The 18,210-nt window shown below is 46.9% G+C and carries 18 protein-coding genes; 10 read left to right on the top strand and 8 right to left on the bottom strand.

The features are described from left to right. The first annotated feature begins 59 nt into the window (after positions 1-59). The 4 genes from BQ5809_RS09675 (at position 60) to BQ5809_RS09660 (ending at position 4,045) form a co-directional block, all read left to right on the top strand. Positions 60-1,058, top strand: coding sequence for a CAP domain-containing protein (locus tag BQ5809_RS09675; protein WP_032827705.1), 999 nt, complete (start codon positions 60-62; stop codon positions 1,056-1,058). A 109-nt stretch (positions 1,059-1,167) separates the two neighbouring features. After that, a complete protein-coding gene (locus tag BQ5809_RS09670) occupies positions 1,168-1,362 on the top strand; it encodes a hypothetical protein (protein WP_003786684.1) in 195 nt (64 codons plus the stop codon). Positions 1,363-1,563: 201 nt separating this feature from the next. Further along, complete coding sequence (locus tag BQ5809_RS09665) at positions 1,564-3,486, top strand: ATP-binding cassette domain-containing protein (protein ID WP_003786689.1); 1,923 nt, start codon at positions 1,564-1,566, stop codon at positions 3,484-3,486. Positions 3,487-3,520: 34 nt separating this feature from the next. After that, positions 3,521-4,045, top strand: a complete 525-nt coding sequence (locus tag BQ5809_RS09660) for a hypothetical protein (RefSeq protein WP_032827706.1) — start codon at positions 3,521-3,523, stop codon at positions 4,043-4,045. 67 nt (positions 4,046-4,112) lie between these two features. Here BQ5809_RS09660 and nrdA read toward each other — a convergent pair whose 3' ends face one another. From nrdA to aceE, 8 genes are all read right to left on the bottom strand, one after another. Next, positions 4,113-6,389 (bottom strand): class 1a ribonucleoside-diphosphate reductase subunit alpha, encoded by a 2,277-nt coding sequence (gene nrdA, locus BQ5809_RS09655; protein WP_003786693.1) that lies wholly within the window; start codon positions 6,387-6,389, stop codon positions 4,113-4,115. Between the two features lie 289 nt (positions 6,390-6,678). Continuing rightward, positions 6,679-6,843 (bottom strand): oxidoreductase-like domain-containing protein, encoded by a 165-nt coding sequence (locus tag BQ5809_RS10900; RefSeq protein WP_003786698.1) that lies wholly within the window; start codon positions 6,841-6,843, stop codon positions 6,679-6,681. Beyond that, complete coding sequence (locus BQ5809_RS09650) at positions 6,821-7,054, bottom strand: RNA-binding S4 domain-containing protein (protein WP_003786699.1); 234 nt, start codon at positions 7,052-7,054, stop codon at positions 6,821-6,823. The genes BQ5809_RS10900 and BQ5809_RS09650 overlap by 23 nt, the downstream gene beginning before the upstream one ends. Positions 7,055-7,058: 4 nt before the next feature. Continuing rightward, positions 7,059-7,616: a YgjP-like metallopeptidase domain-containing protein gene (locus tag BQ5809_RS09645; protein ID WP_003786701.1), complete on the bottom strand. Its 558-nt coding sequence runs from the start codon at positions 7,614-7,616 to the stop codon at positions 7,059-7,061. Continuing rightward, a complete protein-coding gene (locus tag BQ5809_RS09640; protein WP_003786703.1) occupies positions 7,616-8,239 on the bottom strand; it encodes a hypothetical protein in 624 nt (207 codons plus the stop codon). The genes BQ5809_RS09645 and BQ5809_RS09640 overlap by 1 nt, the downstream gene beginning before the upstream one ends. A 124-nt stretch (positions 8,240-8,363) precedes the next feature. Beyond that, positions 8,364-10,001 (bottom strand): dihydrolipoyllysine-residue acetyltransferase, encoded by a 1,638-nt coding sequence (gene aceF, locus BQ5809_RS09635; protein WP_032827707.1) that lies wholly within the window; start codon positions 9,999-10,001, stop codon positions 8,364-8,366. 52 nt (positions 10,002-10,053) lie between these two features. After that, the gene (locus BQ5809_RS11440; protein ID WP_003786707.1) at positions 10,054-10,179 is read right to left on the bottom strand and encodes a hypothetical protein; all 126 of its coding nucleotides are present in this window, start codon (positions 10,177-10,179) and stop codon (positions 10,054-10,056) included. A 121-nt stretch (positions 10,180-10,300) separates the two neighbouring features. Then, positions 10,301-12,991 (bottom strand): pyruvate dehydrogenase (acetyl-transferring), homodimeric type, encoded by a 2,691-nt coding sequence (gene aceE, locus BQ5809_RS09630; RefSeq protein ID WP_003786711.1) that lies wholly within the window; start codon positions 12,989-12,991, stop codon positions 10,301-10,303. 298 nt (positions 12,992-13,289) lie between these two features. Between aceE and BQ5809_RS09625 the strand changes: the two genes are divergently transcribed. From BQ5809_RS09625 to hemW, 6 genes are all read left to right on the top strand, one after another. After that, positions 13,290-14,744 carry a TrkH family potassium uptake protein gene (locus BQ5809_RS09625; protein WP_003786714.1) on the top strand — a complete coding sequence of 485 codons (1,455 nt, stop codon included), beginning with the start codon at positions 13,290-13,292 and terminating at the stop codon, positions 14,742-14,744. A 256-nt stretch (positions 14,745-15,000) separates the two neighbouring features. Further along, positions 15,001-15,201, top strand: a complete 201-nt coding sequence (locus tag BQ5809_RS09620; RefSeq protein WP_003790295.1) for a hypothetical protein — start codon at positions 15,001-15,003, stop codon at positions 15,199-15,201. Positions 15,202-15,303: 102 nt separating this feature from the next. Continuing rightward, the gene (locus BQ5809_RS09615) at positions 15,304-16,101 is read left to right on the top strand and encodes an RNA methyltransferase (protein ID WP_003786717.1); all 798 of its coding nucleotides are present in this window, start codon (positions 15,304-15,306) and stop codon (positions 16,099-16,101) included. Between the two features lie 21 nt (positions 16,102-16,122). Next, a complete protein-coding gene (locus BQ5809_RS09610) occupies positions 16,123-16,503 on the top strand; it encodes a hypothetical protein (protein ID WP_003786719.1) in 381 nt (126 codons plus the stop codon). Continuing rightward, entirely contained in the window at positions 16,503-17,051 is a 549-nt protein-coding gene (locus BQ5809_RS09605) for a DNA-3-methyladenine glycosylase I (protein WP_032827709.1), read from the top strand. The genes BQ5809_RS09610 and BQ5809_RS09605 overlap by 1 nt, the downstream gene beginning before the upstream one ends. Then, the gene (gene hemW / locus BQ5809_RS09600) at positions 17,033-18,193 is read left to right on the top strand and encodes a radical SAM family heme chaperone HemW (RefSeq protein WP_003786722.1); all 1,161 of its coding nucleotides are present in this window, start codon (positions 17,033-17,035) and stop codon (positions 18,191-18,193) included. Before BQ5809_RS09605 ends, hemW begins: the two co-directional genes overlap by 19 nt. Positions 18,194-18,210 lie beyond the last annotated feature (17 nt).

Below are 18,210 nucleotides of genomic sequence, written 5' to 3'. Positions count from 1 at the left end.
GCAAAACAGATTGCAGGCTGCTTTGATTGAATTTTAATCAAATAAGCAAGGAATATTTAATGCTGAATACACAATCCCCCACCATACGCCGATTGCTTATGTTTTGGCTACCCCTACTCATGTTGATTTTGGTGGCAGGCTACGCATCACAACTGCGCTATAACCCCACACGCGAAGCCAAAAATGGGCTAGACCGCCTAAACTATTGGCGCAAGCAAGCAGGCGTGCAACCATTAGCGCAACAAAGCAGCCTGCATAAAGCAGCACAAAATCACGCACGCTATTTAACCCAAGATGCACACGGACACGATGAACGCAATCGCGATAACCCCCATTTTACAGGCATGGAACTGGGTGAACGCACCACGGCGGCAGGCTACACCGCCCCAGCATCAGAAAACTTAACCGTTGGACGGCTGGCACGTTCAGGCACACGCAGCGTAGATGGCTTGATGACGGCGTTGTATCATCGCCTGTCGTTGCTCAATCCCACGCAAGACGAAGCAGGCGCAGCATGGACGCGCGGTGCGTATCAAGCGTTTGTGGTGGTGCAAGGGCGCAGCAGCTATCGCGATTTATGCGAAAATGGTTCGCGCCAACCAACCCCAGGCGTGGTGCTAACCCTATCGTGCAACAATCAGCCCAGCAAAATTTATTTGGGTAACCGCGATTTGCCTAGCTACAAAATGGCGATTAAATTCCCCATGGGCAACCAAGTCGAGCCTGTTTACGATGGTTCGGAAATCCCCAATCCCATGCCGCAATACAAGCAAACAGGCAACCCGATTAGCATTGTGCTGCATCAACACAACCACGTTGTGATGAAAAGTTTCCAGCTTTTTGCTCCCGATGGCGAAGTACAAAAAACGCATATTCTAACCGCCAGCAACGACCCCAATCATTTGTTGGAAGACAATGAATTTGCGCTGTTCCCGATTGAACCTTTGGCGTTTGATACCGAATACCGCGTCAAGTTTGCTTATCGCTATGAAAATAAAGATAAAGTGGAAGAGTGGATGTTTAAAACGCGCCCAAAACGACATTGGTTGGAGTTTTAAATCTGTATAAAAAGTGCAGGCTGCTTTTTGTGGATTTTTTCAGCATAGACACTTATTCTATTTTTGATTAAGATTTATTTATCTTTTTATTTTATAAGGATTAAATATCATGCCGACCACTTTAATATTAGACCCCAAAATTTACGAATTTGAAACCAAAAATGCGGCAGATGAATACACCGAATGGCTGCAAAATGAAGTGCGCCAATCGCGCCTGTCGCCGATTATCAGCGAAGAACAAGCGATGAATCGCCTAGATGCCAATCGCGCAAAATTGCTGGAGCGCATGAAAAATGTAAATTAATTGGTCAGAACAAGCACTATCAGAAGCGGAAGATATCAATTATTATGAAATTGGTTTGGATAGCATTACGATTTTGAATGTGAAACACGCCAGTCAGAAATATCCGTAAATTAAATTCAGGCAGCCTGCAACACGCATTTTCAGGCTGCCTGAATTTTTTTTGTTAAAATACACCCATTTCCCAAAAAACGAATATTCAAAATGATAGAAATCAAAAATCTCGTTCTCCAACGTGGCACAAAAGTCTTATTAAACCAAGCCACCGCAACCATCAACCCACGCCAACGTGTCGGCTTAATCGGCAAAAACGGCACAGGCAAATCCAGCCTATTCGCGCTGATTAAAAGCGAAATCGCCCAAGACAGCGGCGAACTCAACATTCCCAAAACATGGAAACTCGCCGCCGTTGCCCAAGAAACGCCAGCATTGGAAATGTCCGCATTGGATTACGTTTTGCAAGGCGACAGCGAATTGCAATATTTTCAGGCAGCCTTAAAACAAGCGGAAACCGAAAACAACGGCATTCAAATTGCCGAATTTCATGCAAAATTAGACGAAATTGACGCTTACACCGCGCCCGCTCGCGCCGCTAAATTGTTGAGCGGACTCGGTTTCGCGCAAGAAGAACACGCCAAACCTGTGAAAGCGTTTTCGGGCGGTTGGCGAATGCGTTTGAATTTGGCGCAGGCGTTGATGTGTCGCGCCGATTTGTTGCTGCTGGACGAACCGACCAACCACTTGGATTTGGAAACTGTGTTGTGGCTGGAAAATCATTTGGCAAATCTGCCGTGTACGCAAATCATCATTTCCCACGACCGCGATTTTTTGAACGCCACCACCACGCACACGTTGGAATTGTCGGCGCAAAAATTGCACAGCTACGGCGGAAATTACGATTTTTATCTGAAAGAACGCGCCCAACGCCTTGCCAATCAGCAAGCCGCCTACACCAAACAACAGGCGCACATCAAGCATTTACAATCGTTTATTGACCGATTCAAAGCCAAAGCCACCAAAGCCACGCAAGCGCAAAGCCGCGTGAAAGCGTTGGCAAAACTGGAATTGATTGCGCCAGCGCATTTGGACAGCGAATTTAGTTTTGAATTTGAATCACCCTATCATTTGCCTAACCCATTATTAAAATTGGACGAAGTGGATTTGGGTTATGGCGATAATGTGGTTTTGAAAAAGATTAGTTTGTCGTTAGAAAATGGGGCGCGTTTGGGACTACTGGGCGTGAACGGTTCGGGTAAATCCACGTTCATCAAAGCCCTTTCAGGCAGCCTGCAACCGTTGAGCGGTCAAATTATTAAATCTGAAAAACTGAATATCGGTTATTTCGCGCAACATCAGTTGGACACGTTGCGAGACGACCAAAGTCCGATTTGGCATATTCAAAAATTGTCACTCGATGTGAAAGAGCAAGACATTCGCAATTTTTTGGGCGGATTTAATTTTGTTGGCGATATGGCGATGCAAGCGATTGCACCGTTTTCGGGCGGCGAAAAAGCGCGGTTGGCGTTGGCGATGTTGGTTTGGCAAAAACCGAATTTGCTGCTATTGGACGAACCGACCAACCACTTGGATTTGGATATGCGCCACGCGCTGACGGTTGCGCTGCAAAGTTTTGAAGGCGCGATGATTTTGGTGTCGCACGACCGCAGTTTGCTGGAAAGCACGACCGACCAATTTATGTTAATTCATTCAGGCAGCCTGAAAACCTTTGACGGCGATTTGAACGATTACCGCGCTTGGCGTTTGGCGCAGGAAAACGCAACCGCCGCGCCAGCGCAATCCACGCAATCGCAAAACCGCAAAGACACGAAACGCTTGGAAGCGCAAATCCGCCAAGAAAAAGCCAAGCGTTGCAAACCAATCCAGCAAAAAATTGATAAAGCGGAAAAAGAAATGGCGCAACTTCAAATCGTGCAAACCGAGTGTGATGAATTTTTGTCGCAAGAAAGTGCCTATTTGCCCGAAAATAAAGCCAAATTGCAAGAAGTGTTGGCGCAAGCTGCGGAAGTTAAAGTAAAATTGCAGAGTTTGGAAGAAAATTGGCTGCTTTGGCAAGATGAATTGGAAAGCGTCAACGCACAAATTGATGCGGAATTTGCCACTGAATAGTCAAAGCAGCCTGCACAAAAGTAAGGAAACGATAATGAAAAAAGTATTGATTTTATTGATGACATTAAGCGCAATCCCGTTTGCCAGTGCGGAAGTGTATAGCTGCGGGCCAGGTTGCTACACGTCTAGCCCGTCCAAAGGTATCGGACGCGCATCGTTGGGGCATCGCATTGGTAGCTATACGAGCGAACCTGCACCGCGTATTACCATATCGGCAGAAGAGAAAACAGACCAGCAACCAGTAGCCAAAGCGCAAACGGTTACGCGCCGTGCCGCAACTGCTAGCCCAGCGCGTTCTGTGCCAGCAGTGGCAGTACAGCAACCTGCCGCGCCGCGTATGAATGCCGCGCGTGCTGGCGGTCGCCGTACTATTTTGGAGCAAGAATTGACCAACGAGCGTAACGCATTGGCAGCAGCGCAACAGGCGTTGGCAAGCGGTCGTGCGGTTTCGGGTCAGGCAGATGCTAATCATCAAGCGCGTGTTCGCCAGCTAGAAAGCGCGGTTTTGGATAGGCAGCAAAATATTCAAGCCTTGCAACGTGAATTGGCGCGTATGTAATTTAAAATCAAACAAAGCAGCCTGCACTTTTTGGTTAAACCAAAGTGCAGGCTGCTTTTTTATGCGATTAAATCTTACACGCCCCACCTGCACAGCCATCGTCTTGCAAATCTTGCTGCACATCGTCCGCGCCATCGCGTGTGTTGTGGTAATATAAAGTTTTCAAACCATATTTGTATGCCGACAACAAATCTTTGAGCATTTGGTTCATCGGTACGCGTCCGCCTTCAAAGCGCGTTGGGTCGTAGCTGGTGTTGGCTGAAATCGCTTGGTCAATGAATTTTTGCATCACGCCAACCAATTTCAAATAGCCGTCATTGCCGCCCATTTGCCACAGCGTTTCATATTGCGATTTCAGTCGGTCAAATTCAGGCACAACTTGCTTCAAAATGCCGTCTTTGGACGCTTTGACCGTTACCAAACCGCGTGGTGGCTCAATGCCATTGGTGGCATTGGCGATTTGCGAACTGGTTTCGCTTGGCATCAATGCGGTTAAAGTGCTGTTTCGTAAACCATATTTCACAATATCCGCGCGTAGGGTTTCCCAATCTAAGTGCAACGGTTCATCGCAGAATTTGTCCAAATCGGCTTTGTAGGTGTCAATCGGCAAAATGCCTTGCGAATAAGTGGTTTCGCCAAACAGCGGACACGCGCCGTATTCTTTTGCCAAGTTCACAGACGCTTTGAGCAAGTAATATTGCATGGCTTCAAAGGTGCGGTGGGTTAAACCAAGTGCGCTGCCATCGCTGTATTTCACGCCATTTTTTGCCAAGTAGTAGGCATAGTTAATCACGCCTATGCCCAATGTTCGGCGGTTCATGGTCGCTTTGCGGGCGGCTTCAATTGGATAATCTTGGTAATCCAACAATGCGTCCAAAGCGCGAACGGTTAAATCGGCAAGCGGTTCAAATTCGTCCAGATTTTCAATCGCGCCCAAGTTGAATGCCGACAAAGTACACAGCGCAATCTCGCCATTTTCATCGTTGATGTTGTTCAACGATTTGGTTGGCAGCGCGATTTCCAAGCACAAATTAGATTGACGAACGGGCGCAACTTTGGGGTTAAACGGGCTGTGCGTGTTGCAATGGTCCACGTTTTGAATGTAGATGCGTCCTGTGCCTGCGCGTTCTTGCATCAAAATAGAGAACAAATCCGATGCGCTCATGGTGCGTTTGCGGATAGTCGGGTCGTTTTCGTATTGCGTGTACAGGCGTTCGAATTCGTCTTGGTCGGCGAAAAAGGCTTCGTACAAACCAGGCACTTCGTTGGGCGAAAATAGGGTAATGTCCTGATTTTTAATTAAGCGTGTGTACAATAATTTGTTGATTTGTACACCATAATCCAAATGGCGCACGCGGTTTTCTTCTACGCCGCGATTGTTTTTCAACACGAGCAAACTTTCCGCTTCAATGTGCCAAAGCGGATAGAACAAAGTCGCTGCACCGCCGCGAACGCCGCCTTGCGAACACGATTTAACCGCTGCTTGGAACATTTTGAAAAACGGAATGCAGCCTGTGTGTTGCGCTTCGCCGCCACGAATTTCGCTGCCCAAACCGCGAATGCGTCCAGCGTTGATGCCGATGCCTGCGCGTTGCGAAACGTATTTGACGATAGACGATGTAGTCGCGTTGATGCTGTCCAAGCTGTCATCGCATTCAATCAACACGCAAGAACTAAACTGGCGCGTTGGGGTGCGAACGCCCGACATAATCGGAGTGGGCAAGGAAATTTTGAATGTGGATACGGCATCGTAAAAGCGTTTCACATAATCCAAGCGCGTGGCTTTTGGGTATTTGGCGAACAGACACATGGCAACCAACATATACAAAAACTGTGGGCTTTCGTAGATTTGTTTGCTTACGCGGTTTTGTACCAAATACTTGCCTTCCAGTTGCTTCACTGCGGCATACGAGAAGGTTAAATCGCGGTCGTGGTCAATGTATTGGTTGATTTCGTCAAACTCTGCGCGTGTGTAGTCTTGCAAAATGTGTGGGTCGTATTTGCCTGCTTCGGTTAGCTTGGTAACGTGGTCAAACAAATGCGGTGGCGTGTAGTCGCCATAGGCAATTTTACGCAGGTGGAAAATGGCAAGACGCGCTGCCATATATTGATAATCTGGCGTGTCTTCCGAGATTAAATCGGCAGCGGATTTGATGATGGTTTCGTGAATGTCTTGGGTGCGAATGCCGTTGTAAAACTGAATGTGGGATTTCATTTCCACTTGCGACACCGATACGTTGTTTAAATCTTCTGCTGCCCAATCCAATACGCGGTGAATTTTGTCTAGGTTGATTGCTTCCAAACTGCCATTGCGTTTGGTTACTTTCAGTGTGCTTGTGTTCATAAATCCGTCCAAAAAATAAAAGGCAAAACGCGATTTCCGTCATAGCGGTGGCGTTTTGCGGTTGATTGAAGTGCGTGCATGATACGGTTTTTTTGCCTTGCTTGCCAGCCTTGACAAGGTTGGATTTTGTTGTAACTTTTTGATTTTATTTATTTTGTTTATTTAAATTTATTAGAGCTTCAATACGGTAAAACGGTAAGGCTTGGTTTGCAAAGCGTTTTTGTGTGGCAAAAAAATGCAGGCTGCTTTTTGTGTTTATTTTGTGCGACAAAAGCAGCCTGCACATTTATTATTGCGCCGATTGTTGCTGTTTCAGCCACGCATCGTATTCCTGTTTTTCGCGGTGATAGAGTTCGTGAATGCACGCATCGCCGCATTCGCTGCCGCAGCATTTCCAGTCTTCAGGCGGAGTAGGGGGCGTGCGTTCGGCATTATTCTTCTGGGTCGTAGCCATCGCAAATCTCCAATTGGCAGCCTGCAAATTCCACCACTTCGCCACCGCGAATTTTGGCGGTTTTGCGCGTTTCTACTTCGCCATTGCGTAACACATCGCCCGCAACAATGGCGGCTTTGGCTTGACCGCCGCTGTCGCACAAACCTGCGAGTTTGAGTAAATCGCACAGGGCAATGTATTCTTGGTCTTGTAAATAAACGATTGCTTGCATGTTGTTATCCTAATAAAAATAATTCGTTACCGTGCTGTTTGAGCCATTGTTCGGCAGATGGCGTGTGCGGACAATAGTGCGCCAACAGTTGCCAAAATGCTGGGCTGTGGTTGGCGTTGCTCAATTTGAGCGCGGCTGGGCGCAAACGGTGTTGCGCGGCGTGTTGTGCCAATTTGGGCAACAAAATTCGCTCGGCTTGTTGCCATAACCATTGTTGCAACGGTTCGCGTTGTGCGTTGGGTAAGTGCAGGCTGCTTTGGTGTAGGGCAATGTGCGCGATGTTGGGCGATACAATAAGCGGTGTGATTTGACCGTGTAGCCAAATCCAATCAGGCAAATGTTGGGGCGGTTGCGGTGTGCAGGCTGCTTTTTGCAACATTTTTTGCAACATCGTTTCGTTACGTGCCAACCAATCGTGCAGTTGCGTTTGGGTAAACCACGGCGGAATGCTAATGTGCAGGCTGCTTGGGTCGCGTGGACGCAAAATAATATTGCGTTTGGCAGGGCGACTGATGTGCAGCGTAATCAAGCAGCCTGCACACGAATAAGCCATTGTTTCCATTAACGACGTTTGCGTCCGCCAAAGCCAAATTTGCGCGTGTTGCTGTATCCCTGATTGGTGCTGCGATACGCTGGCGCAGATTGCGTAGTAGGGCGGTTTACAGGCGCGTTTGGCTGAATTTGAGCGCGTGGAGACGGAATTGCCGCAGGATTTTTGGCGCGGTAATCTTGGTGGACACGTTGCACGGCGGCGGTCGGTTTGCTCACAGGTGTGTATTTTGCCGCATTGCGATTGTTCATCGCGTTGGACATCAAATAGCCAGCTGCCGCGCCAATCGCGCCATACAACAACCAGTTGCCCGAATCGGCATCATACAAATATTGCTGACCGTCTGTGCCTTGCACCACTTCGCCTGCTTTTGCTGCCATTTGCGCCGCTTGCGGAATGGTGTTCGCCACTTCGCTGGTAGCCAACTGATACACTTGCTCGGCAGCCGCTGTTGCCGATGCAGCGGTGGCTTGCAATTCGTTTTGCAAGCGTTGGATTTCGGCTTGTTGGCGCAGTAATTCAATTTGCTTTTGGTTTTCGGCGATTTGCTTGTCTTGCTCGGTGCTGGCGGATTGTTGTCCGCAGGCTGCTAATGTTAGGGCGATGATTGTGCTGGTTAAAATGGTTTTTTTCATGTTGATGTTGTTTCGCGGTTACAAAAAGACAGCGATGTAAATAAGGGTAGGGCGCGTAAAAATCAAGCAGCCTGCATTTTCTGTTAAACGAAAAGTGCAGGCTGCTTTTTATAGAGTAGCTAGATTACAGTGCTACGCGGCGGAAGTCTTTTAACAAGTTCGCCAAGAATACCGTAAAGCGCATACCAGCCGCACCGTCAATTACGCGATGGTCAAACGACAAGCTCAACGGACACATCAAGCGCGGTTCAAATTCTTTGCCATTCCAAACAGGTTTGATGGTTGATTTGCATACACCCAAAATGGCCACTTCAGGCGCATTTACGATTGGCGTAAAGCCTGTACCACCAATGCCACCCAAGCTAGAAATCGTGAAGCAAGCACCTTGCATTTCTTGTGGTTTCAATTTGCCTTCACGCGCTTTTTTGCTCAATTCAGCCAACTCGATAGAAATTTCTTTCAAGCCTTTTTGGTCCACATCTTTAATGACAGGCACAACCAAGCCGTTTGGCGTATCTGCCGCAAAGCCGATGTTGTAGTATTTTTTCAAGATTAAATTGTCGCCGTCCAACGAAGAATTGAACTCTGGGAATGCTTTCAACGCGCTCACAGACGCTTTGATGATGAACGCCAACGGCGACACTTTCACGCCCGCCTTTTCCCATTCTTTGTTCAATACTTTGCGAAATTCTTCCAATTCGGTCATGTCCGCATCTTCGTTTACGGTAACGTGAGGGATAACCACCCAGTTGCGCGACAAGTTTTGACCAGAAATTTTCTTAATGCGCGACAATTCTTTAACTTCGATTTCGCCAAATTTGCTGAAATCAACTTTAGGCCATGGCAACAAGTCCAAGCCACCACCCAAAGACGCGCCAGCAGCAGGAGCAGCTTTTGTACCACCATTTTGCATCACGCCTTTTACAAAGCCTTTAACGTCATCGGCAGTAATACGACCTTTCGCACCCGAACCTTTAACCAAGCTCAAATCCACGCCCAATTCACGCGCCAATTTGCGAGTAGATGGGCCTGCGTGTGCTTTCGCAAAACCTTCTTCATTTACAGAACCGTAAGCTGCTGCCACGCCAGCTGCTACTGGAGTAGGTGCAGTCGGCGCAGGTGCTGGAGCAGCCTTTGGTGTTTCAGCTGCTGGCGCAGGTGCAGGTGCAGCCGCAACAGGTGCAGAACCAGCCGCCGCCACTTCAATAATCAAAGAACCTTCAGATACTTTGTCGCCTACTTTAATATGAACCGCAGTTACCATGCCCGCTACGGTGCAAGGTACGTCCATCGTTGCTTTGTCAGTTTCCAAAGTAATCAAAGTATCATCAACCGCAACGGCATCGCCCACTTTGATTTCAACCGCAATCACATCAACATCATTGTGTCCTCCAATATCAGGAACTAATACTTTTTCCGCCGCGCCACTTGCCGCAGGAGCAGACGGTGCAGGTGCAGCAGCCTGAACAGGCGCAGGTGTTAGCAAAGGTTCAGCCGCTTTTGGTGCTTCTGCAGCCGCACCGCCAGCCGTTTCCACCAACAAAATCACACCACCTTCGGAAATTTTGTCGCCTACTTTAACTTTCACTTCTTTCACAACACCAGCCGCGTCCGCAGGAACGTCCATTGTGGCTTTGTCGGTTTCCAAAGTAATCAGCGTATCATCAACGCTAATGGTATCGCCCACTTTGACTTCAACGGCGATGATGTCCACATTTTCATGTCCGCCGATGTCGGGGACTTTGATTTCTACAATACTCATTCTATTCTTTCCAATTATTTTTAATGGGGAAAATTGTTTCATGCTGCCTGAATTATTTTTCACATGATTGTGTGGCTTCGTTCCAACGTCCGCCTAAATCCAAGCATTTATCTTTCGCGCCACAAGCCGTTAGCAACAAGCTCATAGATAAAATCGCAACGAAAACAGATTTTTTCATTATTAAAACTCATTGATTGATTTGATGTTTTGTTTTCAGGCAGCCTGCACATTTTCAAACTATATTGTTCCCAATATTGCAGGCTGCCTGAAACGGCTTATCGCATATCAAACACGCAAAATTAGCATTTCCAGCTAGGTGTGTTGTCCACTTTGATGCCGTATTTTTCAATCGCCACTTGAACCAAATTGCGGTCAATTTTGCCTTGATTTGCCAATGCGTTCAACGCGGCAACAGCAACATGGTAGCGGTCCACCTCAAAGAAGCTACGCAAATTCGCGCGGCTGTCTGAACGACCAAAACCGTCTGTACCCAATACCACATATTCGCCATTTTCGGCTGGAATCGCTTCACGAATGCGGTTGGCAAAGCTGCGAATGTAGTCAGTTGCTGCCACCACAGGGCCTTGATGACCTTTCAATTGTTGCGCCACAAACGATACTTTTTGTTCGCCAGTCGGGTGCAAGCGGTTGTGGCGTTCCACTTCTATCGCATCACGGTGCAACAAATTGAACGATGTACAAGACCAAACGTCTGCATCCACACCAAAATCAGCTTTTAACAAATCAGCCGCGTGAATCACTTCTTCCAAAATTACACCAGAACCCATCAATTGAACTTTCTTGTCAGATTTTGCACCTTCGCGCAACAAGTACATACCTTTCAAGATATCACGTTCGATATTTTCGCGTTGTGGCATAGCTGGATGTTTGTAGTTTTCATTCATCAAAGTGATGTAGTACCAAACATCTTCCTGCTCAACGTACATACGGCGCAAACCATCTTGTACAATCACAGCAATTTCATATTGATAAGTTGGGTCATAAGACAAGCAATTTGGAATCAAATCTGCCTGAATGTGGCTATGACCATCTTCATGTTGCAAACCTTCACCGTTCAAAGTTGTACGACCTGCTGTACCACCTAACAAGAAGCCGCGTGCGTGCATATCGCCCGCCGCCCAAGCCAAATCGCCTACACGTTGGAAACCAAACATTGAGTAATAAATGTAGAATGGAATCATCGCGTAACAGTTGTTTGCGTATGAAGTTGCAGCAGCAATCCAGTCTGCCATTGCACCTGGTTCGTTAATACCTTCTTGCAAGATTTGACCGTCAATGGATTCTTTATAGAACATCAATTGGTCTTTGTCTTGTGGCGTGTATTGCTGACCTTTCAAGTTCCAAATACCGTATTGGCGGAACATGCCTTCCATACCAAATGTACGGCTTTCATCAGGTACGATAGGCACAATGCGTTTACCCAATTGTTTGTCTTTCAACAAAGTATTCAAAATACGAACGAATGCCATTGTTGTAGAGAATTCGCGGTCGCCGCTGGTTTGTAATTGAGCGTCAAACGCAGACAATTCAGGAATCGGTAGCGCATCAGTTGCAGGATTACGCGCTGGCAAGTAACCGCCCAAAGCATTGCGACGTTCACGCAAGTAGCGCATTTCTTCGCTGTCTTCTGGGAAGCGGAAATATGGCAAATCGCCGCTATCAATTTGTTCATCAGTAACTTGGATATTGAAACGAGTACGGAATTGTTTCAATGAAGCCACGTCCATTTTTTTAGATTGGTGCGCCACGTTTTGACCTTCACCAGATGCGCCCATGCCATAACCTTTAATGGTTTTAGCCAAAATCACAGTCGGACGACCACCAGCATTGGTTACCGCTTCATGGTAAGCTGCGTAAACTTTGTGTGGGTCATGACCGCCACGATTCAATGACCAAATTTCATCGTCAGACATATTGGCAACCATGGCTTTCAATTCAGGCGTATTGAAGAAATGTTCGCGTACGTATGCACCGTCTTTTGATTTGAATGTTTGGTAATCGCCGTCTAACACTTCTTCCATGCGTTGTTTCAAGATGTTGTTGGTATCTTTTGCTAACAATGCATCCCATTTACCACCCCAAATTACTTTAATCACGTTCCAGCCAGCACCGCGGAATGTGCCTTCAAATTCTTGAATAATTTTGCCGTTACCGTGAACAGGACCGTCCAAGCGTTGCAAGTTACAGTTAATTACGAAAATCAAGTTGTCCAAACCTTCACGCGCAGCCAATGAAATCGCACCCAAAGATTCAGGTTCGCTCATTTCGCCGTCGCCCAAGAAGCACCAAACTTTACGACCAGCCGTTTTGCTCAAACCGCGGGAATCCAAGTATTTCAAGAAACGCGCTTGATAAATCGCCATCAATGGGCCCAAACCCATAGATACGGTTGGGAATTGCCAGAAGTTAGGCATTAAATGTGGGTGCGGGTAAGAAGACAAACCATTACCGCCGATTTCTTGACGGAAATTGTTTAATTGGTCTTCGCTCAAACGACCTTCAATAAAGGCGCGCGCGTAAATACCAGGCGCAGAGTGACCTTGGATAAACACCAAATCACCTTCTTCGCCATTTTCGCCTTTGGCTTTCCAGAAATGGTTAAAACCAACGTCATACAAAGTTGCAGAAGATGCGAAAGAGGAAATATGACCGCCCAATTCCAAGTCTTTTTTACCTGCACGGATTACCATTGCAGCCGCATTCCAACGGATTGCAGAACGAATGCGGTGTTCTAATTCGTGGTTACCAGGAGATTTTTGTTCTTTGCCAACAGGAATAGTATTCAAATAAGCAGTTGTTGCGTCAAATGGCAAGTGTACGCCACGACGACGCGTGTATTTCACCAAATTTTCCAAGATGAAATGGGCGCGTTCTGCACCTTCGTTTTGCAAAACTGAAGCCAATGAATCCAACCATTCTTGGGTTTCGATTGGGTCTAAATCAGGCGTATCGTTATGAGTTTGAGACATAGCGTTTTTCCTTCTATATTGAATTGATGGTTACACATAACCATTATTTTGTGCAGGCTGCGAGCCAACAGAATACAATGGCAAACAGTCGAATTGTAGCCCCAAAACGCCCTTTATGGCAACCAAAGCAGCCTGCACTTTCTGTTTGCGATTCTTTGTGAGACTATGGCACAATTTCACATTTATAAAACGATAAACGGCGCAAAAATAAAGTGCAGGCTGCTTTTGATTGATTCAGTCTATTCAATCCAAGGGTATTTTTGTTGCTCAAAAAAACATTTATCCGCATTGAAAATATATGCAAAAAATCATACCCACTATCCATATTTTATCCAAATTGGGGCTGCTGTTTGCGCTCATGTTGGTTTTTCCCACGCTTATGTCTTATGCACACGATGATGATGCGTTTTTTGCATTCAGTCGAACCGCAGAAATCACCGTACTTTGCTCATCTTTAATTTGGTTTGTAACGCGCAAACACCAACGTGAATTGCGTCCACGCGATGGCTTTGCCTTGGTAACCATGCTTTGGCTCGGCTTTGCTATTGTGGCTGCCATGCCTTTGTATTTATTCTTCCCAGAAATGTCGTTTACTGATGCTTATTTTGAATCGATGAGCGGCTTGACCACCACAGGGGCAACCGTAATTACAGGGCTAGATCAAATCCCACCGTCCATCAATTTTTGGCGACATTTGCTCAACTGGCTGGGCGGTATGGGGATTATCGTGCTGGCGGTGGCAATTTTGCCAATGCTGGGCGTGGGTGGTACGCAATTATTCAAAGCCGAAATCCCCGGTATTGAGAAAGACAACAAAATGGCACCGCGCATTTCACAAACCGCCAAACAACTTTGGTTGCTGTATTTAACAGGCACGATAATTGTTTTTCTGGCTTTAATGCAGGCTGGTATGACGTGGTTTGACGCGCTGTGTCATGCCATGTCCGCCTTTGCTTTGGGCGGCTTTTCCACGCACGACAACGGCATCGCCCACTACGATTCCGTTGCCATCGAAATCGTGATTACCGTTGCCACCATTATTGGCGGCATCAATTTTGCCAATCACTTTGCCGCCCTGCGCCAAAAAACCTTGCGCCACTACTGGAAAGACGAAGAAGTCCGCACTATGCTCATCGTTTTGATAAGTAGTATCGTGCTTGCCAGTTTGTATCTGTTTTACAAAGGTTTTTACAGTCTTGGCGATGCGTTTCGCTATGTGACGTTTAACTACGTTTCCATTGGTTTAGCCAGCGGTTTTGCCAATGCCAACTTTGCCAACTGGCCCTTGATTGTGTCGCTGTGGATGTTTTTTCTATCCAACATTTTGGCGAACACAGGCTCAATGGGCGGTGGCATCAAACTCGCCCGCGCCATTGCGTTGGCAAAATTCACTTTGCGCGAAACCACGCTATTGCAGCACCCCAATGCCGTTCGCACCGTCAAAGTAAACGGACGCAGCCTAAACGAACGCCTTGCTATGGCGATTATGGCGTTTATTTTTGTTTACTTTATGACCGTGGTTTTATTTGTATTTGTGATGATGCTATCGGGCTTGGATTTTATTACCGCACTCACAGCCGTTATTGCTTGCATTACCAACGCAGGGCCTGCTTTGGGTTCGGTTGGGCCAGCCGAAAATTACAGCGCACTAAGCAGCCTGCAAAAATGGTTGCTCACCACTGTTATGTTGTTGGGGCGACTGGAAATTTTTACAGTGTTTATGTTGTTTACACCAGGTTATTGGAAAAAATAAAAAAGTGCAGGCTGCTTCGTATGGAAAAAACGACACTTGATTACATTTTTATCAAACAAAAAAACAATATTTTTCATGAATATATACCTATATTTACAAAAAATAATCAGACAATTACACAAAATATAGGCAGAATTCACGTAGCTTAACGGGCGATAAATACTTCGCATTCATGCAAAGCATTCTCGTTCAGCACTCGGGAAGCGAGGCAATGCCTTGCAGAATAACTTTCTATTGTTTAATGAAGGAGCTATTTATGGCACAATCTAAATTTACAGTTGGCGGTATGGGCGGCAAAGCAGATGCAGACCGTTTGGTAGAACAAACCAGCAGCGTGGCTGGCGTTAAATTCGTTAATGCAAACCACGAAGGTGGCTACGTTGTGGTAACACATGGCGACGATTTTGATGAGGCGGCGTTCAAAGCTGCGGTTGGCGCAGCGGGTTTTAGCGTATAATTTTGATTGACTGCTTAAACCATCAAAGCAGCCTGCACTTTTTCGGATAGTGCAGGCTGCTTTTTGTTATAATTTGCGCCATTTTGTAATACAGATAAAGCTATGAACACCGTTCCCGATTACTTGTGCCACATACGCATTGTGTTGAGCCGCACCAGCCACCCAGCCAATATTGGTGCAGCCGCGCGCGCCATGAAAACCATGGGATTGAGCCAACTGGTTTTGGTTGCGCCCAATATCATGGCAACACCCATGACCCCCGAACCGCCCGAATTTATTGCCGAACAAGCCGAGCAATTTGTGTTGCCAGAAGAAAGTTTTATCTTGGCATCGGGCGCGGTTGATGTGCTGGAAAATGCCAAAATTGTTGCCACTTTGCCCGAAGCCTTATCGGGTTCGGTTTTGAATTGCGCTTTAACCAGCCGTCGCCGCGAATTGACATCGCCCTTACAAACGCCACGCGAACTCACGCCCAGCTTGTTGGCAGCGGCACAATCGGGGCAAACCGTGTCGTTGGTGTTTGGCAACGAAACCTTTGGTTTGAGCATTGACGAAGTGCAGCATTGCAACCGCCTGATGACGATTTCGGGCAACCCCAATTATTTTTCGCTGAACTTGGCGCAAGCGGTGCAAGTGGTGTGTTACGAATTGTTCAGCCAAGTCAATCAAGACATGAGCCATTTAATCCCCGAGCGTAATCTTGCCACTGCCGACCAAGTGGCAGGCATGGTGCAGCATTTGGAGCAAACTATGGGACAGCTGGATTTTTTCCGCAGCCGCAATCAAGAACGCATGATGCGCCGTTTGCACGCCTTGTTTAATCGCGCCGACACGACCACCGAAGACGTGGATATTTTGCGCGGTTTTTACAAGAAAATTCAGCAATCTTTGTCTAAATAATCCAAAGCAGCCTGCACTTTTATGAACGAATTACATCTATCTTTATCCGATTTTGCCGCCCAGCTAAACAAAAATAGCACGCGTCCTGTGTCTATCCAACAAACCGCACCCAATCAAATCACCGCGCATTATTGGTTTGACATCAAACTGAATTTACTGCGTTTTAGCGATAGCAGCCTGCTGTTTGGCTACGAATTGCCGTGGGGCGCGAATATGCTGGTTAAGCTGTTTAGTGGCATCAATAGCAAAAAATTCACGCTCAATACCAGCGATAAAACCGTTTTTCTGCACCTTGATGCGTTTGGTGTGTATCGCAAACAACTGGCTGGGCGCACGATTGCTGGCGTGGAACTACGCAATAACACCTTGATTTTTCAACTAAACGAAGTGCAGGCTGCTTGATGAGTTCCGCCTATTGCCAATTTTGTAACGCCTTGCCCGATGGTACGACCAATCCCAACAAAGCCTATCACGACACCGAATACGGCTTCGCGCAAAACGATGACAATGTGCTGTTTGAACGCTTGGTGCTGGAAATCAACCAAGCAGGTTTGAGTTGGACAACAATTTTGAACAAACGCCGCGCGTTTTATACCGCCTACGCGCAATTTGATGTGGCACAAGTTGCCGCATTCAACAATGACGATGTGGCGCGATTGCTGAACGATGTAGGCATTATCCGCAATCGTCTAAAAGTGCAGGCTGCTATTTTTAACGCGCAACAAATTACGCGCTTGCAACAAGAATTTGGCAGCTTCAAAGCATGGCTAGACGCGCACCACCCACGCAGTAAAGATGAGTGGGTCAAGCTGTTTAAACGCCACTTTAAATTTGTGGGCGGCGAAATCGTGGGCGAATTTTTAATCAGTTTGGGTTATTTGGACGGCGCACATTCGTCCGATTGCCCTATCTATCACAGAATATCTTCATCATGTTTACCCAACCGCTAACCGCCTTGCCCCCCTTATCGCTGTATATCCACATTCCGTGGTGCATACAAAAATGTCCGTATTGCGATTTCAATTCGCACAAAATCAAAACTACGCTAGATGAAAACGCCTATATCCAAGCCTTGCTGACCGATTTGCAAAGCGAATTGCCCTATTTTTGGGGGCGACCGATTGACACGATTTTTATCGGCGGCGGCACACCCAGCGTGTTCAGTGCAAAAGCCATAGACCAGTTGTTGAGCGGCATTCGCGCTTTGGTTAAACTCAACCCCGAAACCGAAATTACATTGGAAGCCAATCCCAGCACGTTTGAAATAGATAAATTTCAAGGATTTAAAGACGCAGGCATCAATCGCCTATCCATTGGCGTACAAAGTTTTGATGATGCGAAACTAAAAACCTTGGGGCGCATTCACAATGCGCACGAAGCCAAAAACGCGATTGAAGTCGCCACGCAAATTTTTGAGCGCGTGAACATCGATTTGATGTATGCCCTGCCGCACCAAACGGTGCAGGCTGCTTGCGATGACATTCGTACCGCCATTGCATTTGGCACAACGCACATCAGCGCGTATCAATTAACGCTCGAACCGAACACGCCGTTTGGACACACGCCACCGCAAGGCTTGCCCGAAGACGACAACGCGCAAGACATTGAAGATGCGATTCACGCCGAACTCGCGCAGGCTGGTTTTGTGCAATACGAAACCAGCGCGTTTGCCAAATCGCCCAATCAACAAGCACGACACAATGTAAACTACTGGCAATTTGGCGATTACATTGGCATTGGTGCAGGCGCACACGGTAAATTGTCGCACCACGACCGTATAGAACGCACCACGCGCAAACGCCACCCTAGCGATTATTTGTTGGCAATGCAAACCAATCCGCACGATGCGATTGAACGCAAAATGGTTGCGCCACAAGATTTGCCGTTTGAATTTATGATGAATGCGTTGCGTTTGGTGGACGGCGTTCCCAGCGCGTATTTTGGCGAACGCACGGGCGTGAGTGTGGCAAAAATCAGCCAACAAATTAAAATCGCACAACAAAGGGGTTTGCTCGATAGTAATCCGATGTTTTTTCGCCCAACCGATTTGGGACGCAGATTTTTGAATGATTTGATTGAGATTTTTTTGTAGCATAGTGCAGGCTGCTT

Source organism: Kingella kingae ATCC 23330 (assembly GCF_900111845.1).
Taxonomy (GTDB): domain Bacteria; phylum Pseudomonadota; class Gammaproteobacteria; order Burkholderiales; family Neisseriaceae; genus Kingella; species Kingella kingae.
This window is presented reverse-complemented; position numbering and strand designations above follow the sequence as displayed.